This is a genomic window from Bradyrhizobium sp. UFLA05-108, assembly GCF_059803455.1.
The window spans coordinates 244310-271033 of record NZ_JBANAZ010000003.1; the positions used below are offsets into that span (position 1 = coordinate 244310).

The 26724-nt window shown below is 63.8% G+C and carries 23 protein-coding genes and 1 tRNA gene; 19 read left to right on the top strand and 5 right to left on the bottom strand.

Annotated elements, in window-relative coordinates; translation table 11 throughout:
* Positions 1-58 precede the first annotated feature (58 nt).
* The 9 genes from SO140_RS03785 (at position 59) to SO140_RS03825 (ending at position 10262) form a co-directional block, all read left to right on the top strand.
* Entirely contained in the window at positions 59-427 is a 369-nt protein-coding gene (locus tag SO140_RS03785) for a hypothetical protein (protein WP_498542366.1), read from the top strand.
* Between the two features lie 153 nt (positions 428-580).
* A tRNA-Asn gene (locus tag SO140_RS03790) sits at positions 581-655 on the top strand.
* 631 nt (positions 656-1286) lie between these two features.
* Complete coding sequence (locus tag SO140_RS03795) at positions 1287-1490, top strand: CsbD family protein (RefSeq protein WP_449381046.1); 204 nt, start codon at positions 1287-1289, stop codon at positions 1488-1490.
* A 166-nt stretch (positions 1491-1656) separates the two neighbouring features.
* Positions 1657-1851 carry a hypothetical protein gene (locus tag SO140_RS03800; protein WP_474800790.1) on the top strand — a complete coding sequence of 65 codons (195 nt, stop codon included), beginning with the start codon at positions 1657-1659 and terminating at the stop codon, positions 1849-1851.
* 1667 nt (positions 1852-3518) lie between these two features.
* On the top strand, positions 3519-3698 hold the full coding sequence (locus tag SO140_RS03805) for a hypothetical protein (RefSeq protein WP_449383799.1): 180 nt from the start codon (positions 3519-3521) through the stop codon (positions 3696-3698).
* A 141-nt stretch (positions 3699-3839) separates the two neighbouring features.
* Complete coding sequence (locus SO140_RS03810) at positions 3840-4505, top strand: protein-L-isoaspartate O-methyltransferase family protein (RefSeq protein ID WP_449383800.1); 666 nt, start codon at positions 3840-3842, stop codon at positions 4503-4505.
* Between the two features lie 198 nt (positions 4506-4703).
* Positions 4704-6110 (top strand): TolC family outer membrane protein, encoded by a 1407-nt coding sequence (locus SO140_RS03815; RefSeq protein WP_449383816.1) that lies wholly within the window; start codon positions 4704-4706, stop codon positions 6108-6110.
* Positions 6111-6466: 356 nt separating this feature from the next.
* On the top strand, positions 6467-7231 hold the full coding sequence (locus tag SO140_RS03820; protein WP_449383801.1) for a PopZ family protein: 765 nt from the start codon (positions 6467-6469) through the stop codon (positions 7229-7231).
* A gap of 157 nt (positions 7232-7388) precedes the next feature.
* On the top strand, positions 7389-10262 hold the full coding sequence (locus SO140_RS03825; protein WP_449383802.1) for a valine--tRNA ligase: 2874 nt from the start codon (positions 7389-7391) through the stop codon (positions 10260-10262).
* A gap of 7 nt (positions 10263-10269) precedes the next feature.
* On the opposite strand, the gene SO140_RS03830 is transcribed toward SO140_RS03825, so the two are convergent.
* Positions 10270-10878 carry a DNA-3-methyladenine glycosylase gene (locus SO140_RS03830; RefSeq protein WP_498542367.1) on the bottom strand — a complete coding sequence of 203 codons (609 nt, stop codon included), beginning with the start codon at positions 10876-10878 and terminating at the stop codon, positions 10270-10272.
* 130 nt (positions 10879-11008) lie between these two features.
* Here SO140_RS03830 and lipA point away from each other — a divergent pair, with 130 nt between their 5' ends.
* On the top strand, positions 11009-11965 hold the full coding sequence (gene lipA / locus SO140_RS03835) for a lipoyl synthase (RefSeq protein ID WP_449383804.1): 957 nt from the start codon (positions 11009-11011) through the stop codon (positions 11963-11965).
* A 6-nt stretch (positions 11966-11971) separates the two neighbouring features.
* Positions 11972-12442, top strand: a complete 471-nt coding sequence (locus tag SO140_RS03840; protein ID WP_449383805.1) for a type II toxin-antitoxin system RatA family toxin — start codon at positions 11972-11974, stop codon at positions 12440-12442.
* Positions 12443-12492: 50 nt separating this feature from the next.
* Here the strand turns inward: SO140_RS03840 and SO140_RS03845 are convergent, their stop codons facing one another.
* Genes SO140_RS03845 through SO140_RS03855 form a run of 3 tightly spaced genes read right to left on the bottom strand, consistent with a single transcriptional unit; the run spans position 12493 to position 15068 of the window.
* Positions 12493-13266: an alpha/beta fold hydrolase gene (locus SO140_RS03845; protein ID WP_498542368.1), complete on the bottom strand. Its 774-nt coding sequence runs from the start codon at positions 13264-13266 to the stop codon at positions 12493-12495.
* Between the two features lie 14 nt (positions 13267-13280).
* On the bottom strand, positions 13281-13883 hold the full coding sequence (locus SO140_RS03850; protein ID WP_449383807.1) for a CinA family protein: 603 nt from the start codon (positions 13881-13883) through the stop codon (positions 13281-13283).
* Positions 13884-13886: 3 nt separating this feature from the next.
* The gene (locus tag SO140_RS03855; protein WP_449383808.1) at positions 13887-15068 is read right to left on the bottom strand and encodes a bifunctional 2-C-methyl-D-erythritol 4-phosphate cytidylyltransferase/2-C-methyl-D-erythritol 2,4-cyclodiphosphate synthase; all 1182 of its coding nucleotides are present in this window, start codon (positions 15066-15068) and stop codon (positions 13887-13889) included.
* Positions 15069-15345: 277 nt separating this feature from the next.
* On the opposite strand from SO140_RS03855, the gene dusB reads away from it, so the two are divergent.
* The 7 genes from dusB (at position 15346) to hflX (ending at position 24855) form a co-directional block, all read left to right on the top strand.
* Complete coding sequence (dusB, locus tag SO140_RS03860; RefSeq protein ID WP_498542372.1) at positions 15346-16347, top strand: tRNA dihydrouridine synthase DusB; 1002 nt, start codon at positions 15346-15348, stop codon at positions 16345-16347.
* A complete protein-coding gene (locus SO140_RS03865) occupies positions 16344-17519 on the top strand; it encodes a two-component system sensor histidine kinase NtrB (RefSeq protein ID WP_449383809.1) in 1176 nt (391 codons plus the stop codon). The genes dusB and SO140_RS03865 overlap by 4 nt, the downstream gene beginning before the upstream one ends.
* Positions 17520-17528: 9 nt before the next feature.
* Positions 17529-18971 carry a nitrogen regulation protein NR(I) gene (gene ntrC, locus SO140_RS03870; RefSeq protein WP_449383810.1) on the top strand — a complete coding sequence of 481 codons (1443 nt, stop codon included), beginning with the start codon at positions 17529-17531 and terminating at the stop codon, positions 18969-18971.
* Positions 18972-19194: 223 nt separating this feature from the next.
* Positions 19195-21570: a sensor histidine kinase NtrY-like gene (locus SO140_RS03875; protein ID WP_449383811.1), complete on the top strand. Its 2376-nt coding sequence runs from the start codon at positions 19195-19197 to the stop codon at positions 21568-21570.
* Positions 21571-21587: 17 nt separating this feature from the next.
* Positions 21588-22958, top strand: a complete 1371-nt coding sequence (ntrX, locus tag SO140_RS03880) for a nitrogen assimilation response regulator NtrX (RefSeq protein ID WP_449383812.1) — start codon at positions 21588-21590, stop codon at positions 22956-22958.
* Between the two features lie 254 nt (positions 22959-23212).
* Positions 23213-23461, top strand: coding sequence for an RNA chaperone Hfq (gene hfq, locus SO140_RS03885; protein ID WP_007591126.1), 249 nt, complete (start codon positions 23213-23215; stop codon positions 23459-23461).
* Between the two features lie 11 nt (positions 23462-23472).
* Complete coding sequence (gene hflX, locus SO140_RS03890) at positions 23473-24855, top strand: GTPase HflX (RefSeq protein ID WP_449383813.1); 1383 nt, start codon at positions 23473-23475, stop codon at positions 24853-24855.
* Positions 24856-24920: 65 nt separating this feature from the next.
* On the opposite strand, the gene mazG is transcribed toward hflX, so the two are convergent.
* Positions 24921-25772, bottom strand: a complete 852-nt coding sequence (gene mazG / locus SO140_RS03895) for a nucleoside triphosphate pyrophosphohydrolase (RefSeq protein WP_449383814.1) — start codon at positions 25770-25772, stop codon at positions 24921-24923.
* A gap of 125 nt (positions 25773-25897) precedes the next feature.
* Between mazG and queC the strand changes: the two genes are divergently transcribed.
* On the top strand, positions 25898-26611 hold the full coding sequence (gene queC, locus SO140_RS03900) for a 7-cyano-7-deazaguanine synthase QueC (RefSeq protein WP_498542369.1): 714 nt from the start codon (positions 25898-25900) through the stop codon (positions 26609-26611).
* Positions 26612-26724 lie beyond the last annotated feature (113 nt).

Sequence of the window (26724 nt, forward strand, 5' to 3'; positions counted from 1 at the left end):
CCCGGCGCCTCCGCCCACGACGGGCAAGCGCCGGATTTTCTTTTTCATTGGGGCTCTCATGAAATATTTTCTGTCTGCACTCATTGCACTCGGTCTCGCGGTCACAGCCGCGCCATCGCAGGCCGCGGATTCCCGCAACGTCTCCGTCGTCAACGAGACCGGCTACGCCATCAAATTCCTCGGCTTCAATTCGCCGGACGATGGTCTGGACGAATGGGACAACGAGCTCGACAAGACCTTGCAGAACCAGGCGAGCACGTATGTCGAGTTCGACGAGGACGATGAAGGATGCGTCTGGAACATCCGCGTCGACTGGCAGAACTACAACGAGTCCGTGCTGTGGAAGAACGTCAACCTCTGCAAGTTCAACGTGCTGAGGTTGCGCTACGACCCCGGCACCAAGACGACCTCCTTCATCGCGGAGTGAGCGTCGCATCACGGCGCGTCCGCGCCCGCAGCGGGGACCGGCGGGGAGGGGACGAGCGCCCTTCCTCCTGATGGCGAGGATATGACGAATTCGTCCTTTGCAAGCGCCGGAGGCTTTGTTATACGCAGCCGCGCGAACGTTGGTTCGCCCTTTTCCTCGGTAGCTCAGCGGTAGAGCATCCGACTGTTAATCGGATGGTCGCTGGTTCGAATCCAGCCCGGGGAGCCATCAGGCTGTTCTCAGCCGTTCTTTCTCATTCGCACTCATCCGCTAACCCCGTCTAACCATTGAATTTTCCGGCTGACCCGACTGCGTCGGCGTTCGGAGCGGAACGGTTTCGTTCCCCGCCGTTCGCGAAATTTCCGGCGTATCAGTCGGGTATCGGCAAGAAGCAGGGCGGTTTCGAATGAGGTGGTATTTCGAAATCGAGAACGAACCATGAAACTGGCGTTGGCGCTCTCCGACTGGCGAAGCCGCCTAGGCGGTGAAGCTGGCGGAGGCTCGCCGGGGGGCATCAGGACACCAAGATCACCCTCCAGGAAGGCGTTGACCCTTCGGCGGCTCGGCAGGTCTCACGACTCGCGGCTGAATGTCTCTTGCTAGTCGTGACGCTGGTCGATGACGCCGAACTGCCTCGCCTAACTGCGTTCGCTCACGAGGAGCTTGATCGCGCTCTCGATGAGCGGAAGGCGGACAAGCGAACCGGTCCATAGGACATCCCGCTGAACGGCAAGACTAGACCTCGGCGCGTCGGTCCACTTTTGAACACTTGGCGTTCACCCGCGCGACGCTCTGCCGTCGCGGAACGAAGGCATCCGTTGCTCCGTTGGTCGATCTCATTCGTTCAAGGAGGATCGTGATGGACTGGAACCGCGTCGAAGGAAACTGGAAGCAGATGAAGGGGAAGGTGAAAGAGCAGTGGGGCAAGCTCACCGACGACGACCTTGATGTGATCAACGGCAGGCAGGAACAACTCGAAGGCCGACTGCAGCAACGGTACGGCTACGCCAAGGATCAGGCGCAGAAGGAAGTGAATGACTGGTACGGCCGTCAGAAATGGTGATGATAGTCCACTCGAAGAACCCCGCAGATGCGGGGTTCTTTTTTGCTTACGACGCCGCATCTTGCCGCATGTTAGTGCGTGCCGCTGCGATATCTGCCAGAATTTCCCGGTGGTCCAACGATGGGCCAAGTCTTCCAAAAATCAACAACAACCAAGGAGACTTGCCATGCGTGCCTGTGCTCGCGCGGATGATGCTGCTGTTGTGTTTCGCCAAGATATTGAAAGACTTGCGTATCAACTTGCCGAATTGGAGGAACTGCGGAGCCAAGTGCTTGAGGCCGAGCAGAAGAAGCGAAATAGACGAACGCAGAAACACATGGGATTGGGCGCATCGAGCCAAGGCACGCATTGCGGGCAATGATCGTTAAAGGGGTGTTCTTTGTCGCATTGGCATCGCTTGAGACTGCTTGGCTATATGGCCTTGCCAAAGCAGCGATAGCCGTTGGCGATTGGTTGCTATCCTAGAAGCGCAATCACGGCACTTCCCAAGGAAGCTCGCTCAACGCGTTACTCCGGGCGAGGAAGATCAGATGCGCCGATAGGCGGCCTCTCGGCCGTGCGACGACAGGAGGACCAACTGAGGCGGCCTTGCTTCTCGCGCGAAAGCTTCTCTTGGACGGTTGCTAAGATTGCGCTGCCAGAGCGGGCAGGCAACGACCAAGGGGCAAAAACGACCCCGGCCATGGGGGGCTTCTAGAGTAAGCCGGGGCCGTTGAAGTTTGCTTGGCAGGAGTTGCCAAGCGCCGGCAGCCTAACCGGTTGGGGCGTTTCGCTCTGTTCACTTTGGACATAAAATTGGCCCCAGCTATTTGGGCGGCGAGCTGGGGCCATCTCCGCTCGGTGCAGGGGGGATTGCCGACCGGAGCATGCCGAGAACACGCGAAGTTGCCACTTGTTCCTGAGTCACTCGACCGTGCACTTTACTCCCCGCTATCCACAGTCTTGCACGTAAGGGAGATTGACAATCGAGTTGATTCGGCACTTCGGCCCTGTAGCCTTCGTCTTGGGAATGCCAAGGGTTTTGCGTAGGGGGAATCCATGGATAGTACCGAGCGAGCCTTCGTCGTTATCGCGGCGACGGGTTTCTACGTCATGGTCGCTGGCATCACTTGGCTACTGGTTAGTTGAGATAGAGCTGCCGTTACACGCTGACAGGAAACAGACCGCCAACTAAGGCGGCCTAAAGTGAGTGCCAAATCGCCACATCGCGAACCATGTTCTTCGCCGGAGAACTACGGGTATTCGCGAGAGGGCTCTGCGCGCTTCAGCAAGCGGGCTGGCAATGGAGGCAAAGCCCAACCGGACCTCGCGGCCACGAATCCTCCGCGGAGCAGCGCGACCTGTAAGGCCCACGTCAGTTTGTCGCCGTACGATCACTCCGCCGAAGCTATAGGCGACGAGAAATAGGCGGCTTTAGCTGGAGGGTCAGATGGTAGTTCGGACCCTTTTGATAGCTGTTTGCATTTTGCCGTTGAGCGTATGCCCGGGTCTTTCCAAAGGAAGCGGCTCTCATACAGACCCTCCTTGGAATCACGAGCATATAGACGTCCTGCCTGCCGATGTCCGCGCCTACATCACAGGCGTCTGCAAGGGGCCGCCTCAAGCCCAGCACGACTTCGCTACCTACCTGCCGAGCGAACACCGGTGGCGCATCAATCTTGAATACCTTCAATGCGAGGGTCTCGGTCGTGACTTCCGACGAGGCAACCAATGTCTCGATGTGGACTTCGTACAAGTCGGCTCCCACTTTCGGCTCGTCAGAAAGCAATATGCAGCCTGCGGTTTTTGACGGCTAAGCCTCCGTCCAGAAAGTCGAGCAATAGCCAATGAAGTGAAGCCGCCGACGTAAACAAGTCGGTGCCTGTGTTGCCGCCTCAGCCAGCAGGCAAACGCCATAACCTATGCCGGAGCGCAAAGGTCTTCACGCGGTCGTGCACACCGTTTGCCGCGCCGACATCGGAAGGACGCCAAATCGACTCAATTCAAATCGAGGTTCCCTGACGCTGGGCTTACGCGGAGCTGATTCCGATGCCGAACGTTCAGGTCGACCATTCCCTGTTGGTCCCCTCGATTCTGCCCACCGACATCCCCGATCTCAGCGACGACGAATGCCTCGCGTTGCTCGCGCGCGCGGTCGAGACACGCGATTCGGCCCGGCTGGATGAAGTCGCAGCCTTGATCGGCCGGCTCGCCGTCGCGATCGAATAGGGCGCAAAGGCGTCAGGCCTGCGTCGACCGGCCCGAGGCTGCCGCCTTCGGGGCAATCGCCATGTTGCGTTTTGGCGAGGCATGTTCCAAAGATGCCGCCACGTTTTTCCCGCGGCGCCGTCCGCATTCCAGGGTTCCCTAATGTCCGGTTTTGCGACCGCGCGCCAAAAGATGGTCGATGGCCAGGTGCGCACCAGCGACGTCACCGATCGCCGTATCCTCGATGCCATGCTCGCGGTTCCACGCGAGGCTTTCGTCCCCGCAAGCCGGCAGGCGCTGGCCTACCTCGACCTGGACCTCGACGTGGCCGAAGGCGGATCGGCCAAGCGATATCTGATCAAGCCGGCGCTCACCGCCAAGCTGCTGCAGGCGGCCGAGATCGGCGAAGCTGATCGTGTCCTGGTGGTCGGCTGCGCCACCGGCTACGTCGCGGCCCTTGCCGCGCGGCTCGCTGGGCAAGTCACGGCTACGGAAAGCGATTCAGCGCTCGCCGCAAAAGCGAAGAGCAATCTGGCCGCCCTGGGATTTGCCAATGTGACGTGCGCAGCAGCGCCCTGTGAAGAGGGGGATCCGGCGGCCGCTCCCTACGATGTGATCATCGTGAACGGGGCGACCGAAGTGACGCCCAGCGGGCTCTTCGAGCAACTCAAGGAGGGCGGTCGGTTGGTCGGCGTGTCGGCCGAGACGACGCCCCAGCGGGCCGTGATCGTGACCCGCGCTCACGGCGAATTTGGCCACCGCGCGCTGTTCGACGCCGCAGCCCCGGTCCTTCCCGGCCTTGCGCGGGCGCCCGCCTTCGTCTTCTGACGGGATGGAACCCGTTAAAAATACCGTTCTGAATCAGAAGTGTGGCAGGGATGCTGCACGTGAAGAGTTTCCGCTGCGAACAACCGTCGGGTAGTTCCGTCCGGCTTGCCCCCGTCCTATGGTGCGCCGGGGGCAATGACTCTCTGTCACCCGGCTCGCGGGCACGAGCCGGCGATAAGAATGAAACGGAATATCTGGATGCATGGGGTGAAGCTCTTCACCGGAGCTGCGGTTTCGGTCCTCCTGATGGCGCTTGCCGGGCCGACTCCTGCCTTGGCGGAGACGATCGAAGGTGCGCTGGTGCGCGCCTATCAGGACAATCCGCAGCTCAACGCGCAGCGCGCATTTGTCCGTTCGACGGACGAAAACGTGCCGCAGGCATTGTCCGGATATCGCCCCAAAGTCTCGGTGACTGCGAGCGTCGGCACTCAGTATCTGCACACCGACTCGACGGCGGCTAGTAACAGTGGCCTCGTGATACACACGCTCACGAGTGGAAATAATGCGCCGCGCGCTGCCGGTCTCACCGTGACGCAGACACTATTCAACGGCAACCAGACCGGTAACCGGACCCGGGCCGCGGAGAATCAGGTTTCCGGCGCTCGCGAGGGATTGCGCAATCTCGAGCAGCAGGTGCTGTTCTCGGCGGCGCAGGCCTATATGGACTATCTGCGCGATTCGGCGACGGTCGAGGTCAACAAGAGCAACGTACGGGTGCTCGAGCAGACGCTCAAGCAGACCCGAGATCGCTTCAACGTCGGCGAAGTCACCAGAACCGACGTGGCACAGTCGGAAGCGCAACTGGCCGCGGGGCGAACTCTCGAGCAGCAATCCGAAGCCACTCTGACGGCGACGCGAGCGACCTATCGGCGCATCATCGGCATCGAGCCGATCAATCTTGCGCCGGGCTCACCGGTGGATCGCCTGCTGCCGCAATCACTGCCTAGGGCGGTCGAGCTTACGCTCATCCAAAACCCGACCGTGACAGCGGCGATGTTCGGGATCGATGTCGCCTTCATGAATCTGAAGGTGAACGAAGGCGCGTTGCTGCCGACGGTCACGTTCCAGGCCTCGGTCAATCAAGCCTATGAACAAACTCTGATCACTCCAAGCACGTTCAGCGCTGCCGCCATCGCGCAGGCCTCGATGCCACTGTATCAAGGCGGCGCCGAATATGCGCTGATCAGGCAGTCCAAGGAGTCGCTGGCGCAGCAGCGCCTCACGCTCGATCAAACGCGCGACCAGGCTCGGTCCGACACCGTATCTGCCTGGGGCCAGCTCGAAGCGTCCAAGGCGCAGGTGCAATCGGCGCAGGCCCAGGTGACGGCATCGGAGATCGCATTGAACGGTGTGCGCGAGGAGGCGAAGGCCGGCCAACGCACCACGCTCGACGTTCTCAACGCACAGCAGGCGCTGGTCAACGCCCGCATCAACCTCGTGAATGCGCAGCACGATCGTGTCGTGAACTCCTATCGCGTTCTCAGCTCGGTCGGCCGCCTGTCGCCGATCGTGCTCGGCCTGAAGACCAACGTCTACGATCCCAGCGTGCATTACCACCAGGTGCGCGATAGCTGGGCCGGCGTACGCACGCCCGACGGACGCTGATCTCCGCGCTCAAGGCATGATCCGCAATCTAAAGCGCGATGAAGATTCATCGCGCTTTAGATTGGCGTCGCCACATCGCGATGCTGCCTTGCGGTTTGCTTGCAATCGTCAAACGCCCTGACATAGCCTTTCACTGAGATGAGGGCGCGATTCGCGCCGCATCTCATGTTGTTTGCGTAGGGCTTCGGTGACGTGGGCAGGGGCGCACCGCCGCGCAGTGAGTCGCAATCGCCTGATCTGGGGACAAGTCAGGCGGTCGCGGCGAAAATGTCGAGCCACCCATTCGGAACCGGTCAATCCTGTCGTGCTTGGTGTAAAACAACGCATGCGAGGGCGTTGATGATGTGGAGTCGGAGATGACGCAGCCTGCAAAGGTGCAAGAACCCTCGATGGAGGAGATTCTGGCCTCGATCCGGCGCATCATTGCCGACGATGAGGCCAAGCCGCCGCCGACCGAGAAGGCCGCCGAACCTACCAAGCCCGCAGCCGCGCCGGCGCCCAAGCCGTCCGCGATGAACGACATTCCGCCGTCCAAGATCGCGCCGACCAAGCCTGTCGCCGAAAAAACTGCTGCGCCACCACCGGCTGCAAAGCCCGCAGCACCGCCGCCTGCGCCGGCCGCAAGCAACAACCAGGACGATATCGACGCGCTGCTGGCGGGGCTGGACGAGGCGACCCCCGCGCCCGAGGTGCGGGCGCCGGAACCCGAGCCCGAGCCCGACGTGCTCGAGCTGACCGACGAGATGGCGGTTGAAACGCCCGCGCCTCCACCACCGAGCTTTCGCAAGGTCGAACCGGGCGACGATGTCGAATTCGCCGAGGCTGCAGCGCCGTCTTTCCGGCCAGCTCCTCCGCCCCCATCCTACCAGCCGGTCGATTTCAATGCGCCGCCGCTGCCGCCGCAGCAGCCGATCCTAGCCCAGACGACGATCTCGGCCGTCGAGTCCGCCTTCAATTCCCTGGCCCATACCGTCCTGAGCTCGAATGCGCGCACACTGGAGGATCTGGTCAAGGAGATGCTGCGGCCGATGCTGAAATCCTGGCTCGACGACAACCTGCCGGGCCTCGTTGAACGCATCGTGAAGGCGGAAATCGAGCGGGTCTCGCGCGGCGGCCGCTAAGGCGCCGGGCCGCGCGGTCCTGATAAAGCCCTGCTTCTATGACCCATTCGGCCTGGCGACCGGGCCGGAAAGCCGTTTTGCCGCCGGGCCTTCCATAGACCTTTCCATTGACACTTTCCGTTGACTTGGCCCCCGTGCACGGCTTTTTAGCAGCCCCATGATCGAGAAAAACTACCAGCCCGCCGATATCGAAGCCCGCATGTCCGTCGTCTGGGAGGACAGCCTTGCCTTCAAGGCTGGCCGCCCCGACCGGCGCGAGGCCACCCCCTTCACCATCGTGATCCCGCCGCCGAACGTGACGGGCTCGCTGCACATGGGCCACGCGCTCAACAACACGCTTCAGGACGTGCTGTGCCGCTTCGAGCGAATGCGCGGCCGCGACGTGCTGTGGCAGCCCGGTACCGACCATGCCGGTATCGCGACGCAGATGGTGGTCGAGCGGCAGTTGATGGAGCGGCAGCAGCCCGGCCGCCGCGAGATGGGCCGCGAGAAATTTTTGGAGCGGGTCTGGGAGTGGAAGGCCGAGAGCGGCGACACCATCATCAACCAGCTCAAGCGGCTCGGCGCGTCCTGCGACTGGTCGCGCGAGCGCTTCACCATGGACGAGGGCCTGTCGAAGGCCGTCATCAAGGTGTTCGTCGAGCTGCATCGCGATGGCCTGATCTACAAGGACAAGCGCCTCGTCAACTGGGACCCGAAGCTGCTCACCGCGATCTCCGATCTCGAGGTGCAGCAGGTCGAGGTCAAGGGCAGCCTCTGGTATCTGCGCTATCCGATCGAGGGCAAAACCTTCAGCCCTGACGATCCCGCGAGCTTCATCGTCGTCGCCACCACACGCCCGGAGACCATGCTGGGCGATACCGGCGTTGCCGTGCATCCCGAGGACGAGCGCTACCAGAAGCTCGTCGGCAAGCACGTGATTCTGCCGCTCGTCGGCCGCAAGATCAAAATCGTCGCCGACGACTATTCCGATCCCGAGAAGGGCTCGGGCGCGGTGAAGGTGACGCCGGCGCACGACTTCAACGACTTCGAGGTCGGCAGGCGCCATGGCCTGCGCCAGATCAGCGTGCTCGACAAGGAAGGCTGTCTCGACCTCGTCGACAATGAGGATTACCTGCGCGACCTGCCCGAAGGTGCATCGCAATTCGCCGAGGAATTCAACGACGTCGAGCGCTTCGCCGCGCGCAAGCGCATCGTCGAGCGGCTGGAGGCGTTCGGCTTCATCGAGCGCATTGAGCCGCACACCCATATGGTGCCGCATGGCGACCGTTCCGGCGTCGTGATCGAGCCCTTCCTCACCGACCAGTGGTATGTCGACGCCAAGACGCTGGCAAAGCCCGCCATCGCTGCGGTGCGGAGCGGCGCGACGACCTTCGTGCCCAAGAACTGGGAAAAGACCTATTACGAGTGGATGGAGAACATCCAGCCCTGGTGCATCTCGCGTCAGCTCTGGTGGGGCCATCAGATCCCGGCCTGGTACGGGCCGGACGGCAAGGTGTTCGTCGCCGAGACCGAGGAGGAGGCCGTCAGCCACGCGCTCGGCTATTACGTCGAGCAGGAGGTCATCACGCCGGAGCAGGGGCGCGAGATGGCACTCGACCGAAACAAGCGCGAAAGCTTCATCACCCGCGACGAGGACGTGCTCGACACCTGGTTCTCCTCGGCGCTGTGGCCGTTCTCCACCCTCGGCTGGCCCGACGATACGCCGGAGGTGAAGCGCTACTACCCGACCGACGTGCTGGTTACCGGCTTCGACATCATCTTCTTCTGGGTCGCCCGGATGATGATGATGGGCCTTCACTTCATGAAGGAGGTGCCGTTCTCGACCGTCTACATCCACGCCCTTGTCCGCGACGAGAAGGGCGCCAAGATGTCGAAGTCGAAGGGCAACGTCATCGATCCCCTGCACCTGATCGACGAATACGGCGCCGACGCGCTGCGCTTCACGCTGGCGGCGATGGCGGCGCAAGGCCGCGACATCAAGCTCGCCACCAGCCGCGTCGAAGGCTATCGCAATTTCGCGACCAAGCTCTGGAACGCCTGCCGCTTCGCGGAGATGAACCAGTGCGTCGTGCCGGAAGGTTTTGAGCCCGCGAAAGCGACGCAGACTCTGAACCGCTGGATCGCGCACGAGACCGCGCACACCACGCGCGAGGTGACGGAAGCGATCGAAGCCTATCGCTTCAACGACGCGGCGGGCGCGATCTACCGCTTCGTCTGGAACGTCTATTGCGACTGGTATGTCGAGCTCGCAAAGCCCGTGCTGCTCGGCCCGGATGGTCCTGCGAAGGCCGAGACCCGCGCGATGGTCGCCTGGGCGCGCGACGAGATTCTGAAGCTGCTGCACCCCTTCATGCCCTTCATCACCGAAGAGCTGTGGGAGGTGACCGCCAAGCGCGAGGGGTTGCTGACGCTCGAGTCTTGGCCGCTGAAGTCCGCTGGCCCGACGGCGGAAGAGCTCGCGATGGTCGCCGCATCGATGCCGAATGACGGGGCTTTCATTTCCCCGATCGTGCTGCCGATCTTCGATCATGCCGACTTCACCGATCCTGCGGCGGAAGCCGAGATCGGCTGGGTGATCGACCTGGTCACGCAGATCCGTTCCGTGCGCGCCGAGATGAACATCACGCCGGCGACGCTGACGGCGCTGGTGCTGGCCGGAGCCTCCGCCGAGACGAAGGAGCGCGCGCCGCGCTGGGCCGACGTCATCAAGCGCCTGGCGCGGCTCTCGGACATCTCCTTCGCCGATCGCGCGCCCGACGGTGCCGTGCAGATCCTGGTGCGCGGCGAGGTCGCAGCGCTCCCGCTGAAGGGCGTGGTCGATCTCGCAGCTGAGCGCGTGCGTCTCGACAAGGAGATCGCCAAGGCTGACGCCGACATCAAGCGCGCCGAGTCCAAGCTGGCGAACGAGAAATTCGTCGCCAATGCGGCCGAAGAGGTCGTCGAGGAGGAGCGCGAAAAGCGCGAGGCCGCGCTGGCGCGAAAGGCGAAGCTGCTTGAGGCGCTGGAGCGGTTGAAGCAGGTGTCGTGAGGCCCGTTCAGGCGCTACGCGGAAACGGCTTGCTCAGGAATTTCGAGCCGGTGACGCCGTAGCGCCAGGGCAACTCGACCGCCTTGGTGAGGCCGATCCGGATGCCGGTCGCGACCACCATTTTGTCGGTGCGCGCATGCAGCGCAATCGGCGGGCGGTCGAGGGGCAGGGCGTTATGCGCGATCGTGATGCCGAGCGCCTCCGTCAGCTTGCCCGGCCCCGAACACAGCGCATGCACGTCGACCAGATGCCGGCGGCGGCGCATCGCGGCAATCCCATGCGTCGGCTCCAGCGCGCGTATCAGGACGGCGCTGGCCGAGCCTTCCTCCTCGCAGACGAAATTCACGCACCAGTGGATGCCGTAGGAGCGGTAGACGTAGGCAAAGCCGGGCGGACCGAACATCACCTGGTTCCGCGGCGTCGGCCCGCGATAGGAGTGCGCTGCCGGGTCGGTATGATGATAGGCCTCGACCTCCACGATGATGCCGCCGACGCCGTTCACCATCAATGTGGCACCGATCAGGTCGGGGGCGACCTCGTGGACGCTGCGCGCGAAGAAGTCGCGCTTCAGCGGCTTGCCCAGTGCGGCCCTGGAGGGTTTCGATTTTGGAGCCATTCGAGGTGAGAATCGCTAGACGACAGAGCAGGATATTGCCCATATCTGCCATGTTCCCTGAAGCGGCGCGAGCCGGGTTGCGGCTAACGGCGATACCGACTAGGTAGGACCTGAACAGGCCGGACACCCCATGGTCGTTATTGTCGATACCATCACCAACCCGCTGCGCCCGCGTCACCCGGAAAAAGTGAACCGGCCTGATGCTGCTTCACCGCCGAAACCGGACTGGATCCGCGTGCGCGCGCCCAACACCCGCGGCTATGCCGACACCCGCAACATCGTGCGTGCCAACGGCCTGCATACGGTGTGCGAGGAGGCGGGCTGCCCGAACATCGGCGAGTGCTGGGACAAGAAGCACGCCACATTCATGATCATGGGCGACACCTGCACCCGCGCGTGCGCCTTCTGTAACGTCAAGACCGGCCTGCCAAACCCGCTCGATGCGGCCGAGCCGGAGCATGTCGCCGAGGCGACCGCCAAGCTTGGGCTTGCCCATGTCGTCATCACGTCTGTCGACCGCGACGATCTCGCCGACGGCGGCGCTGAGCATTTTGCCAGGACGATCCGCGCGATCCGTGCTGCCTGTCCCTCGACGACGATCGAGATCCTGACACCCGACTTCCTGCGCAAGGAGGGGGCGCTCGAGGTCGTCGCCGCAGCCAAGCCCGACGTCTTCAACCACAACCTCGAGACCGTGCCGTCGCGTTACCTGACGGTGAGGCCCGGCGCGCGTTATTTCCATTCGATCCGGCTGTTGCAGCGGGTGAAGGAGATCGATCCCACGATCTTCACCAAGTCCGGCATCATGGTCGGCCTCGGCGAGGAGCGACACGAGGTGCTCCAGGTGATGGACGATCTGCGCTCGGCCGAGGTCGACTTCCTGACCATCGGGCAATATCTCCAGCCGACCCGCAAGCACCACGCCGTGATGCGTTACGTGCCGCCAGACGAGTTCGCGTCCTACGAGAAGGTGGCCTACACCAAGGGCTTTCTGATGGTGTCGGCAAGCCCGCTCACCCGTTCGTCGCATCATGCCGGCGAAGATTTCGCGAGACTGAAGGCAGCGCGGGCCTCGATCGCCCGCTGACGTCATATGCATCGAGTGTCGAGCAAGCACCGCGTCAACCACAGCGCGCCAGAGATGTTTGATCTGGTCGCCGATGTCGAGCGCTACCCGGAATTCGTGCCGCTGTGCAGCGCGCTGAAGGTGCGCCAGCGGGTTGCAAAACCCGACGGCACGGAGGTGCTGGTCGCCGACATGACGGTGTCGTTCAAGCTGGTCAAGGAATCCTTCACCAGCCGCGTGACGCTCGACCGCGCCAATCTGAAGATCCTGGTCGAATATCTGCAGGGTCCCTTCAGCAACCTCGAAAACCGGTGGACCTTCGAGCCGAAGGGCGAGGGCGTCTGCGACGTCGGCTTTTTCCTGTCCTACGAGTTCAAGAGCCGCATGCTCGCGATACTGATGGGCTCGATGTTCGACGCCGCGTTTGCGCGTTTTTCCACCGCGTTCGAGAAGCGGGCGGACGCGATCTACGGCCGGTCGAAGCTGGCATCGTCATAAGCCTCGCCGCACGCATATCCCTCTTCCAGTTCGGTATGCTTGCCATCGGGTCAGGCGAGACGCAGCGCCTGCCGCAACGTGAGCGCCAGTCCAGCGGGGTTGTCGGAAGCCATCCCGTGTCCGGCCTTCGGGACGATGCCGATATTAACCCCCTGTTGCTGTAGCTGCCTCGGATCGGCGCTATTCGGCAAAGAGGTCTCCCCAAAGATCACGGTTCTTGGAATCGACAGCCCGTGCAGCACTTCGCGCCACGTCGGCTCGCTGCCGGCGACAAGCGATCTCGCCCCCCGATGAACTGCGAAAGGTGCGCTCACGGCAAGTGATGCAGCCCAGGCATGATTCCTCTCGATTCTGGACGCTCGCACCAGGTGGTCGTGGCCATGAGCAACATAGTCAGCCTCGGACATGGCCGCGATCTTGCCGCTCACGATGCCGCCCCCCGGATCAAGATTGGGCTCGCTCAGAACGAGGGACCGGATGCGCTCTCCCAGCAGACTTGCGGCCACGATCGCCACGGATCCGCCCATGCTATGGCCAAAGAGATCGATGGCCTCCGGCGCGATTGCCTCCACGAATTCCACGACGCTGCGCGCATGGTCTGCGACGGTGTAGCCGAACTCTGCAGGACGATCGCTGAAGCCTGCTCCCAGGAGGTCGACCAGCATGATGCGCCTTCCTGCCAGCGCAGGATCGGACGCCACGACGGGATAGTCGCAGGAGGACGCGCAACCCAATCCATGGATGAAGATCAGTGGCAGTCCGTGCCCAGGGATGTCGTGATAGAGCAGGTTGGCTCCCGTGGCCTTCAGCCGGATCGACTTCATCGGTGCTTTATATCTCAACCGCGCGGCGGTCTTCGTCGTTTCACCGCGCCCCGGCGCGGCGAGCGCGCCACTCGTGTGCGCAGCCGGCTTGCCGCCTCGCGACGCGGCTTTGCGGCAGCTTGCGGGCCGCGGGCGAGGTCCATCAGCATGCGCAGAGCCTCGACGACCGAGCGTAGCCGCACGGCGGTGCGGCCGATCGCGCCAAATCGGTGCTCGCGATGGATGATGCGGCCGTCGCGCGCAGCAGCGGCGAAGTGGACGAGCCCGACCGGCTTGCCGGGCGTGGCACCGCCGGGGCCGGCGATGCCGGTGATGGCGACCGCGAGGTCGACGCCGGCGCGCTCGAGCGCACCCACCGCCATCGCGGTCGCGGTCTCCTTGCTGACGGCACCGAAATTGAGCAGCGTGCTCGCCTCGACGCCGAGCATCGCGCGCTTGGCGTCATTGGAATAGGTGACGAAGCCGCGGTCGATGACGTCGGAGGAGCCCGGGATGTCCGTCAGCGCGCCGGCGACGAGGCCGCCGGTGCAGGACTCTGCGGTCGCGATCGTCAGCTTGCGCATCCGGCACAGATCGAGCAGCGAGCGGGAGAGGGCGCGTGCGTCGCTGCCGCCCATGGCTTACGCGCTCCAGGGCAGGCGGATGGTGGCGCTCGCGGTCGCTGCGATGCCTTCCTCGCGGCCGGTGAAGCCGAGCCGCTCGCTGGTCGTGGCCTTCACCGCGACGCGCGAGATGTCGACGCCCGAGATCTCGGCAATGCGCGCGCGCATGGTGTCGCGCAGGGGACCGATCTTCGGCCGCTCGCAGATCATCGTCACCTCGAGATTGGCGACGCGGCCGCCGCGCATCGTGACGCGCTCGATGGCGTATTTCAGAAACTGGTCGGAGGAGGCGCCCTTCCACTTGGGATCGCTCGGCGGGAAGTGCGAACCGATGTCGCCGTCGGCGAGCGCGCCGAGAATGGCGTCAACCAGCGCATGCAGGCCGACATCGCCATCGGAATGGGCGAGGAAACCCTTGCTGTGCGGCACGCGCACGCCGCAGATCATGACGTGGTCGCCTTCGCCGAAGGCATGCACGTCGTAACCGGTCCCGGTCCTGATGTCGCCAAGCTGGCTGGCGAGGCGCGCTTCCTCGCGGACGAAGTCTTCGGGGGTGGTGAGCTTCATGTTTGCAACATCGCCTTCAAAGGTTGCGACCGTCAATCCCGCCCATTCCGCGATCGCCGCATCATCTGTGAAATCAGAGCGTCCGTCCTTCGCCGCGCGACGATGCGCGTCGAGGATGACATCGAAACGAAAGGATTGCGGCGTCTGCGCGATCCGTAAGCGCGCGCGGTCGGGCGTTCCCTCGATCTGGCCGGCGACACCGATCAGCTTGACGGTGTCGTTGACGGGGATCGCGGGGATGGCGGCACCATCGCGGCTCGCGGCTTCGATCGCGCGGGAGATCAAGGCCTGCGAGACAAACGGCCGCGCCGCGTCGTGGATCAACACAAGGTCCGGCTTGTGCGGAGCGAGCGCTTCGAGGCCGGCGAGCACGGAAGCCTGGCGCGTCGCTCCGCCGCTGGTCGGGGGCTCATGGCGCAAACCTTTGACTGCCGCCGTGAACATGGCGCCGTCATCGGGGTTCACCACCGGCTGCACCAGCGCGACATCGGGGTGGTTGCTGAAGGACTCTATGGCGCGAAAGATCACGGGCACGCCACCGATCGCGCGGTATTGCTTCGGGCCACCCGCGCCTGCGCGCAGCCCGCGTCCGGCCGCCACGAGAACAACTGCGGTCCGCTCTGATTTCGCCATAGCGCTTAAATACTCAATTGGTAGTGATGATCGGGGCGAGGGGTAATTTTGGCATGCCTCTAGCACGGTCACCGCGGAAGAACAGTGGTGTTTGCCGGATTGTCAGCAAGCTTTTTGCTGCACTGCACTTGAAAGATTGGAAGATCTGTCTAAACTGTAGGCATGACGCTTGACTGCACAAGAATTGTGCGCAAGATAGGTCATGGCGAGCGCGATGAGGCGCCGCCTTTGAGACGAGACGTCCGTGACCGGCCCGGTAGGAATTGGCGCTAAGCCGTTGAAAATAGGTGATATTGACGTCGCCAACCCGGTCTTCCTGGCGCCCATGTCGGGGGTGACCGATTCCCCCTTCCGGCGGCTGGCCGCGGAGCTTGGGGCAGGTCTCGTCGTGTCCGAAATGACCGCCTCCGATGAGCTCGCCAATGGTCACAGGATGTCGCGGCTGCGCTGCGAGGCGACCGGCCTTGGCCCGCATGTGGTGCAGCTTGCCGGCTGCGAGGCGCACTGGATGGCGGAGGGCGCCCGGATCGCGGAAGCGGAAGGCGCCGACATCATCGACATCAACATGGGCTGCCCGGCCCGCCACGTCACCGGCGGCCAGTCCGGCTCGGCGCTGATGCGCGACCTCGACCATGCCTTGCGCCTGATCGAGGCGACGATCGCGGCTGTGAAGGTTCCGGTCACGCTAAAGATGCGGCTCGGCTGGGACGACCGTACCCGCAACGCGCCGGAGCTGGCGCGGCGCGCCGAGACCGCCGGCGTCAGGCTCATTACCGTGCATGGCCGCACGCGCTGCCAGTTCTACAAGGGCGAAGCCGATTGGGATGCCGTGCGCGATGTTCGCGCGGCGATTTCGGTTCCGCTAGTCGTCAACGGCGACATCACCGCTTACGACAAGGCCGTGGCAGCATTGGAGGCCTCCGGCGCCGACGCCGTCATGATCGGCCGTGGGGCGCAGGGCCAGCCTTGGCTGCCCGGTCAGATCGGCCGGCGTCTCCAGGGCGGGGCGGAAGAGGCCGCCCCCTCGCTCGGCGAGCAACTCCATTATGTCCGCACACTTTATGAGGGCGTCTGCGAGCTCTATGGTTTGCGCATTGGCCTCAGGCACGCGCGCAAGCATCTCGGCTGGGCGCTCGACGTTGCGGCGCATCTCAGTCGCGCGCCAGCCGAGAAGCTGAAGGGCTGGCGCCAGAGCATCCTCACATCCGAGGATCCGCGTGCCGTTCACCGTTCACTGCAAGACGCCTTCGACGACTTTGCATGGAGCGCTGCTGCATGAGCTCAGCCGCTGAACATCGTCGGCCGCTTCCGTCAAACGGCGACGCAATCCTCGACGCACTGCCCAATCCAGTGCTGCTGATCGGGCCGGACGGCAAGATCATCGACGCCAATATCGCGACCGAGGCGTTCTTCGAGATATCGACCCAGTTCCTCAAGCGCCAGTCGCTGAAGGAGCTGGTGCCGTTCGGCAGCCCGCTGCTGGCGTTGATCGACCAGGTGCGCTCGTCGAATTCACCGATCAACGAATACAAGGTCGATCTGGGCACCCCGCGCATGGGCGGCGACCGCCAGGTCGATCTGCATGTCGCTCCGCTCACCGAACGGCCCGGCTACATCGTGGTGATGCTGCAGGAGCGCACCATTGCCGACAAGATGGACCGCCAGCTGACCCATCGCAGCGCCGCGCGCTCGGTGATCGCGCTCGCCGCGATGCTCGCGCACGAGATCAAGAACCCGCTCTCCGGCATCCGCGGCGCGGCCCAGCTGCTGGAGCAGCAGGCCTCCTCGGAAGATCGCATGCTGACGCGGCTGATCTGCGACGAGGCCGATCGCATCGTGACGCTGGTCGACCGCATGGAAGTGTTCGGCGACGAACGGCCCGTCGTGCGCGGCCCGGTCAACATCCATTCCGTGCTCGACCACGTGAAGCGCCTCGCGCAATCCGGCTTTGCCCGCAACATCCGCTTCATCGAGGACTACGATCCCTCGCTGCCGCCGGTGCTCGCAAACCAGGATCAGCTCATCCAGGTTTTTCTCAACCTGGTGAAGAATGCCGCGGAAGCCCTGATCGACGTGCCCGACGCCGAGATTCAGCTCACCACCGCCTTCCGCCCCGGCGTGCGCCTGTCAGTGCCCGGTCAAAAATCCCGGGTATCACTGCCGCTCGAATTCTGCGTCAAGGACAATGGACCGGGCGTGCCGGACGATCTTCTGCCCAACCTGTTCGATCCCTTCGTGACCACCAAGCAGACAGGCAGTGGCCTCGGCTTGGCGCTGGTCGCAAAAATCATCGGGGATCACGGTGGCATCATCGAATGCGAGTCTCAGCCGCGCAAGACGACCTTCCGCGTGCTGATGCCGATGTACTCGACCTCCATCAAACACGCAGATCAAAGCAGTCGCGCCGACTCTGCCGGGAAGCCGTCGCCTGCGTCACAGGGGGCAAAATGAGGATTGAATATGCCCGCAGGTAGCATTCTCGTTGCCGATGACGATACCGCCATCCGCACGGTTCTTAATCAGGCTCTGTCCCGGGCAGGGTACGAAGTCAGGCTGACCGGCAACGCCGCCACGCTGTGGCGTTGGGTCAGCCAGGGCGAGGGCGATCTTGTGATCACCGACGTGGTGATGCCGGATGAAAACGCTTTCGACCTGTTGCCGCGCATCAAGAAGATGCGGCCGAACCTGCCGGTCATCGTGATGAGCGCGCAGAACACGTTCATGACCGCGATCCGGGCCTCCGAGCGCGGGGCTTACGAATATCTGCCAAAACCCTTCGACCTGAAGGAGCTGATCGCGATCGTCGGCCGCGCGCTGGCCGAGCCGAAGGAGCGGACCTCGAGCCCGGACGAAGACGCGGAGATGGAAGCGATTCCGCTCGTCGGCCGCTCGCCGGCGATGCAGGAGATCTACCGCGTGCTCGCGCGTCTCATGCAGACTGACCTGACCGTGATGATCACGGGCGAGTCCGGCACCGGCAAGGAGCTGGTGGCGCGCGCGCTGCACGACTACGGCAAGCGCCGCAACGGTCCGTTCGTGGCCGTCAACATGGCGGCGATCCCGCGCGACCTCATTGAATCCGAACTGTTCGGCCATGAGCGCGGCGCGTTCACCGGCGCCAACACCCGTGCCTCCGGCCGCTTCGAGCAGGCCGAGGGCGGCACGCTGTTCCTCGACGAGATCGGCGACATGCCGATGGAAGCACAGACGCGCCTGTTGCGCGTGCTCCAGCAGGGCGAATATACCACCGTCGGCGGCCGCACCCCGATCAAGACCGACGTCCGCATCGTTGCAGCCTCCAACAAGGATCTGCGCGTCCTGATCCAGCAGGGGCTGTTCCGCGAGGACCTGTTCTTCCGCCTCAACGTCGTGCCGCTGCGGTTGCCACCCTTGCGCGAGCGCATCGAGGATCTGCCCGATCTCGTGCGTCACTTCTTTGCACTCGCCGAAAAGGACGGCCTGCCGCCGAAGAAGCTCGACGCACTGGCACTGGAGCGGATGAAGCAGCACCGTTGGCCCGGCAACGTGCGCGAGCTCGAAAACCTCGCGCGGCGCCTCGCTGCTCTCTATCCGCAGGACGTCATCACGGGCTCCGTCATCGACGGCGAGCTCGCACCACCCACGATCAGCCCGGGTGCGGCGGTCCAGCAGGGCGTCGACAATCTCGGCGGAGCCGTAGAGGCGTATCTGTCCACGCACTTCCAGGGCTTCCCAAACGGCATGCCGCCGCCCGGCCTCTATCACCGCATCCTCAAGGAGATCGAGGTCCCGCTGCTTACGGCTGCGCTTGCCGCCACCCGAGGCAACCAGATCCGCGCCGCCGACCTTCTCGGCCTCAACCGCAACACGCTGCGCAAGAAGATCCGGGACCTGGATATCCAGGTCTATCGGAGCGGGGGCTAGAGCCGCGTCCACCCCTGTCATTCCGTGGCGATGCGTTAGCATCGAACCCGGAATCTCGAGATTCCGGGTTCGGTCCTACAGACCGCCCCCGGAATGACTGTGGATGCGCCTGTCCGCCGCGGTGGACACGCCGCGGAATTGTCGCAATTCGGCAACAATGTGATATGAATGCATCAGTATCCGTGATCCACGGATCCCCGTTTTCAGCATCACCATTGCCGGAATGACCAGCGAAGATAGTTCGGGCGCAGCCTTTGATACGTCTCCAACCGCAGAAGCCCGGCGCTGGTCGCCGCGCCGCTGGTTGGCGCCGTTCGCCGTCATGCTGGCGCTGCTCTCGGCGTTCCTGACCTTCGTCGTCCTGACCGGGCTGACCCGTATCGAGCCGACGCCTGACGTCGTCAGGTCGTTCCTGATGATCAACGCCGGCACCATACTGCTCCTGGTCGGCATCATCGTCCACGAGATCTGGCAGATGATCCAGGCGCGCCGGCGGGGGCGGGCGGCGGCGCGGCTGCATTTCCAGATCGTGGGGCTGTTTTCGGTGATCGCCGTGCTGCCGGCGGTGCTGGTCGCGATCGTCGCCAACGTCACCATCGAGCGCGGCCTCGACCGGCTGTTCTCCGGGCCGACCAAGGAGGTGATCCAGAACTCGCTGACGATCGCGCTCGCCTATATGCAAGATCATGCGCAGCTCATTCGCGGCGACATTCTGGGAATGGCCAACGACATCGCGCACGCCCGCCCGCTCTATGACCAGGACCGGCGGTCGTTTCGCGAACTGCTGACGGCGAGCGCCGGCTCCCGGAACCTGCCGGGCGCGATGATCATCGACAAGAATACCAACATCCTTGAATCGGCAGACACCGGCATCCGGCTCGCCTATTCGCCTCCAGCTCCGGAGTTCCTGAGCAATGTCGGTGAGAGCGAGCCGGAAATCGCTGTGCTGCCGGAGAACAATTACGTGGCGGCCGTGATCCGGCTCCGCGCCTTCAACGACACCTTCCTCTATGTTGCCCGTCAGCTCGACCCTCGCGTCGTGGCACAGGTCAAGCAGACACAGCTGGGTGTCGCCGAATATGCGCAGATTGAATCGCGCAGACTTGGCATTCAAGTCGCGTTTGCGCTGATGTTCGCGGTGATCGCGCTGACCATCCTGATGGCCTCGGTGCTGATTGGCCTCAACTTCGCCAACTGGCTGGTGGCGCCGATCAGGCGGCTGATGAACGCGGCCCATACGGTTTCGACCGGCGATCTCCACGTCCAGGTCCCCGTGCACAAATCGGAAGGCGATCTCGCCCAGTTGGGCGAGACCTTCAACAAGATGACGCAGGAACTCCGCAGCCAACGCGACGAGCTCGTCAGCGCCAGCGACCTGATCGACAGCCGTCGCCGCTTCATCGAGGCCGTGCTGTCCTCGGCCTCTGCCGGCATCATCGGCGTCGACGCCTCCGGCAGCGTCGGTATCCTGAACCGCTCCGCGGAGAAGCTGATCGGGCACGCCGAGTCCGAGACGCTCGGCCATCCCTTGTCGGAGGTGCTGCCCGAGCTCGACGACATGATGAAGACCGCGCGGGAAGGCACCCAGCGGCTGGTGCAGGGGCAGATCACCATCATGCGCGACGGGCAGGAGCGCAACCTGTCGGTCCGCGTCAGCGCGGAGAAGACCAGCCAGCCGCGCGACAGCTACATCATCACGCTCGACGACATCACCGAGCTCGTTTCGGCGCAGCGCACCTCGGCCTGGGGTGACGTGGCGCGTCGCATCGCGCACGAGATCAAGAACCCGCTGACGCCGATCCAGCTCTCCGCCGAGCGCATCCGCCGCAAATTCGGCAAGACCATCACCGAGGAGAAGGACAAGTCGATCTTCGACCAGTGCACCGATACCATCGTGCGCCAGGTCGACGACATCAGACGCATGGTCGACGAGTTCTCGCGCTTTGCGCGCATGCCAAAACCGGTGATGGAAGGCGAGGACGTCGTCGACACCGTGCGGCAGGCGGTGTTCCTGATGAAGGTCGCGCACCCGGAGCTCGACATCGAGACCACTTTCAAGCAAGACCCGCTGCGCGCGCAATTCGACCGCCGGCTGATCTCGCAGGCCGTCACCAACATCGTCAAGAACGCGACGGAAGCGATCGAACAGGTCCCCCCGGAGGAGCTCGGCAAGGATGGTGGAAAGGGCCGCATCGATGTCGTGGTCTCGCGCGAAGCCCAGGACGTGCTGATCGACGTCGTCGACAACGGTATCGGCCTGCCCAAGGTCGCGCGCTCGCGGCTGCTCGAGCCTTACGTCACGACGCGAGCCAAGGGCACGGGCCTCGGCCTTGCGATCGTCGGCCGCGTCCTCGAAGACCATGGCGGGCGCATCGAGTTGAAGGACGCCTCCGATTTTCGGGAAGGCCAGCGCGGCGCCTGGATGCGGATGCGTTTTGCGATCTCGGGCCATGCCAACACCGTCGAGGTGAAGGACGCGGCTCAGAAGGCCCGGGAAACAGCCAAAGAACCGAACACAAAGGCGCCGGCCGCCGAAACCAAAGAGCCGGCAGAAACGACTAATGATGCAACAAGAATCAAAGCCTCAACGGGCAACTGACAGAGCGGGCGCAACCCATGGCAAATGAAATTCTGATTGTCGATGATGAGGCCGATATTCGAGATCTCGTCGCGGGCATTTTGGAAGATGAGGGTTTCGTCACCAGGACCGCGCGCGACAGCGACTCTGCCCTCGCGGAGATCGCCAATCGCAGGCCGCATCTGGTGTTCCTCGACATATGGCTGCAAGGCTCCAAGCTCGACGGCTTGCAGCTGCTCGAGCAGGTCAAGAAGGACAATGTCGACCTGCCGGTCGTGATGATTTCCGGCCACGGTAACATCGAGACCGCGGTCGCCGCGATCAAGCGCGGCGCATATGATTTCATCGAGAAGCCGTTCAAGGCCGACCGCCTGATCCTGGTGGCGACGCGCGCGCTGGAAAACTCGCGGCTGAAGCGCGAGGTGAGGGAGCTCAAGCAGCTCGCCCCGACCGCGAGCCAGCTCGTCGGCCGCTCGCCCAGCATGAACCAGCTCCGCCAGACCATCGAGCGCGCAGCCAAGGCCAACAGCCGCATCCTGATCGTCGGCCCCGCTGGCGCCGGCAAGGAGTTGACCGCGCGGACGCTGCATGCGGCCTCGGGTCGCGCGGACGGGCCCTTCGTCGTGATCAATGCGGCGGCGATCACGCCGGAGCGGATGGAGCACGAGCTGTTCGGCGTCGAGCAGTCCAATGGCGAGCAGCCGCGCAAGTCGGGCGCGCTCGAAGAGGCTCATGGCGGCACGTTGTTCATCGACGAGATTGCCGACATGCCGCGCGAGACCCAGAACAAGATTTTGCGCGTGCTGGTCGAGCAGTCGTTCCAGCGCGTCGGCGGCACCGGCAAGGTGCAGGTCGACGTGCGCATCATCTCCTCGACCGCCCGCAACCTCGAGGAGGAGATCGCAGCCGGCACTTTCCGCGAGGATCTCTATCACCGCCTCTCGGTGGTCCCGATCCGCGTGCCCGCGCTCTCCGAACGGCGCGAGGACATTCCGGAGTTGATCGACTATTTCATGGACCAGATCTCGGCAGCCACGGGGCTGCCCAAGCGCCAGATCGGCCAGGATGCGATGGCGGTGCTCCAGTCCCACGTCTGGCCCGGCAACGTCCGTCAGCTCCGCAACAACGTTGAGAGAGTCATGATTCTCGCCGCCGGCGGTCCGGAGGTGATCATCACCGCCGACATGCTGCCGCAGGACGTCGGCTCGATGGTCCCGGCGATGCCGACCAGCAACAATGGCGAGCACATCATGGGCCTGCCGCTGCGCGAGGCGCGGGAGGTCTTCGAACGCGACTATTTGATTGCCCAGATCAGTCGTTTTTCAGGAAATATTTCTCGCACGGCCGAGTTCGTTGGCATGGAGCGTTCGGCACTACACCGGAAGTTGAAGGCGCTCGGCGTCGGTTGAGCCGCGTCCGATCGGCCACACATTCATAATATCGAAGGAAAATCATCGATTTCCGTAGTTTTTCGGAGGATTTGGATGCGGGCTGCCGCGTGAAGCGGCTTGCCTAATAAGCGTACCTGTCTTCTAATCCTTTCGCCGACCCTCCGAGGGGGATCTCATGAGGGAAGGCAACCGGGAGTGGCCCACATCACAGAAGAAGGCCGCGACCGGTCGGACTATCCAAACAACAAGAAACTCAAAGCGAGATAACAAAAATGGCGGCAGACCGCGCACAAAACCTACAAGACACCTTCCTTAATCACGTTCGCAAAACCAAGACGCCACTGACGATCTTTCTGGTCAACGGAGTAAAGCTGCAGGGAATTGTGACCTGGTTCGACAATTTCTGTCTGCTGCTCCGGCGCGACGGTCACTCGCAGCTCGTCTACAAGCATGCGATCTCGACTATCATGCCCGGCGCTCCGATCCAGCTGTTCGAAGGCGGCGAGGATCAGCCGGCTTGAGAGTGATCTGATTGGAACCCCGGAATTTCGACGGGGGCGCTGACCGTCCGCGGTCGGCTGGGGCTGGACAGACAGGGCGGGTGATCGTCATCGGCCCCTATATGCGTGTGCGCGCCGGCGGAGCCGACGCGCAATCGGAGAGCCATGTCCTGCGCGATGCCGAGGCACGGCTCGAAGAGGCCGCCGGCCTTGCGCGCGCCATCGACCTCGAGATCGCAGATAGCCTGGTCGCGCCGATCAGCCAGATCCGTCCCGCGACCTATCTCGGCAAGGGCAAGGTCGAGGAGATCACCGGGCTGATCAAGAGCCTCGAGGTCGAGCTCGTGGTGATGGACTGTGCGCTCTCGCCGATCCAGCAGCGCAATCTCGAGAAAGCCTGGAACGCCAAGGTGCTCGATCGCACCGGCCTGATCCTGGAGATCTTCGGCCGCCGCGCCAAGACCAAGGAGGGCGCGCTCCAGGTCGAGCTCGCGCATCTCAACTACCAACGTTCACGCCTGGTGCGGTCCTGGACCCATCTCGAACGCCAGCGCGGCGGCTTCGGCTTCATGGGCGGTCCGGGCGAGACGCAGATCGAGGCCGACCGACGGCTCATCTCCGAGCGCATTTCCAGGCTCGAGAACGAATTGAAGAAGGTGCAGGCGACGCGGCGGCTGCACCGCGCCGGCCGCCAGCGCGTGCCGTACCGCGTCGTCGCGCTGGTCGGCTACACCAACGCCGGCAAGTCGACGCTGTTCAACCGCCTGACCCGCGCCGACGTGCAGGCAGCCGACATGCTGTTTGCGACACTCGATCCGACCTTGCGCGCGCTCAACCTGCCGCATGGCGGCAAGGCAATGCTGTCGGACACCGTCGGCTTCATTTCCAACCTGCCGACCCAGCTCGTGGCGGCCTTCCGTGCCACGCTGGAGGAGGTGCTGGAGGCCGACGTCATCCTGCACGTTCGCGACATCTCGCATGAGGATGCCGAGGCGCAGCAGAGCGATGTCGACGCCGTGTTGCGCCAGCTCGGCATCAACCCCGACGACTCCGGCCGCATCATCGAAGTCTGGAACAAGGTCGACCGGTTTGATTCCGGACAGCGCGAGGAGCTGCAGAACATCGCTGCGCGCAGACCATCGGATCATCCCGCGATGCTGGTCTCGGCCGTGTCGGGCGAGGGGATCGACACACTCCTCACCGCGATCGAGGAGCGGCTGGCGGCAAAACGCACCACGCTCGATCTCTCCATCGACGCCGCCGACGGCGCCGGCATCTCCTGGCTGCATCGCAATTCCGAGGTGCTGGCGAAAGAGCTGCACGACGGCCGCTTCGACATGACCGTGCGGGTGGATGAGACCAAGCGGGACATCGTCGTGAATCGCTTCGACGCCGTGCCGCATCACGCCGCGTAGGCACGACCGCGAATAGCGCGTAGCCCGGATTACGCTTGCGCTCCATCCGGGTTACAGCAGCGGCGTTACCGGCGGGCTTCCTTGCGTCTATCGTCTGCAGGCTTCTCCTCCGCTTTCGCCGCGTTCCACAGAACGTCCATCTCCTCAAGCGAGGCCTGCTCCAGCGTGCGTCCCTTCGCCTCCAGCGCACGCTCGATGTAAGCAAAACGGCGCTCGAACTTCGCGTTGGTCGCGCGCAGCGCGGTTTCCGGATCGGCGTCGACATGACGGGCGAGGTTGACGACGGCAAACAGGAGATCGCCGGTTTCCTCGGCCAGTTCCTCTTTGTCGTTGCGGTCGAGCGCGGCTTCGATCTCGTCAGCTTCCTCGCGGATCTTCTTCAGCACCGCTCGCGGATCGTTCCAATCGAAGCCGACGGTGGAGGCCTTGCGCTGCAAAGCCATCGCGCGGGTGAGCGCAGGCAGGCCGGCCTTGACGCTTGCCAGCAGTGATCTGTGCAGCGTTTCCTCCGGCGGCCGACGCGCGGCGCGCTCGGCCTTCTCCTCGGCCTTGATGCGCTCCCACGCGCTCTTGACGCCAGCGGGCTGGATGTTGCCGTCCTTGTCGGCAAAGACGTGCGGATGGCGGCGGATCATCTTCCGCGTGATCGCCTCGACCACGTCGCCGAACGCAAACGCGTTCTCTTCCTCCGCCATGCGCGCGTGATAGACGACCTGGAGCAGGAGATCGCCGAGCTCCTCGCGGAGATCGTCGAAATCGCCACGCCCGATCGCGTCGGCGACCTCATAGGCCTCCTCGATCGTGTAGGGCGCGATCGTCGCAAAATTCTGCTCGAGGTCCCAGGGACAGCCGGTGACCGGCGTGCGTAGAGTCGCCATGATATCGATCAGGCGTGAAATGTCGCGGGAAGGGGTCATTGCGGGCCAAATCTCCTCAATGTCGGCTTTATGCCGCAAGCGGCCCGGCGTTCCCAGCACAACGCCGTGAAATGAGCCGATTTCCACCGATTGGCGGCGCCAGCACGCGATGCTAAATCGCGTCCATGAGCGAATATTATTCGTCCGAAACCGCCCTGGTGCTGTTCTCCGGCGGCCAGGATTCCACCACCTGCCTCGCCTGGGCCCTGAGCCGCTTTGCGCGGGTGGAGACGCTGGGCTTCGACTACGGCCAGCGCCATGCCGTCGAGCTCGCCTGCCGCGAGCACCTCGTCGGTGGCCTGAAGCGCTTGCATCCCGATTGGGCGGCCAAGCTGGGGGAGAGCCACACGCTCTCGATCCCGACGCTGGCCGCTGTGTCGGAGACGGCGCTGACGCGCGACGTCGAAATCGCGATGGGCTCCGACGGCCTGCCCAACACGTTCGTGCCTGGCCGCAATTTGGTGTTCCTGACCTTTGCCGCCGCGCTCGCCTACCGGCGCGGCATCACCCATATCGTCGGCGGCATGTGCGAGACGGATTACTCGGGCTATCCCGACTGTCGCGACGAGACCATCCGCGCGATGCAGACCGCGCTCTCGCTCGGCATGGCGCGGACGTTCGAGCTGCATACGCCCTTGATGTGGATCGACAAGGCCGCGACCTGGCAGCTCGCGCATGAGCTTGGCGGCGATGGCCTCGTCGACCTCATCCGCGCGCAGTCCCACACCTGCTATCTTGGCGAACGCGGCGCGCAGCATGACTGGGGCTATGGCTGCGGCGAGTGTCCCGCGTGCAGCCTGCGCGCGAAGGGATGGTCGGAGTACGTTGCGCGAAAGTGACGCCATTATCTCGGTGTCATCATCCGCGAAAGCGGATGATCCAGATGCTATGGGGTAAGCGGCGACTGGGGTAAGCGGCGGTGAGGGTGTGGACACCCCTCGAACGCCGTGAT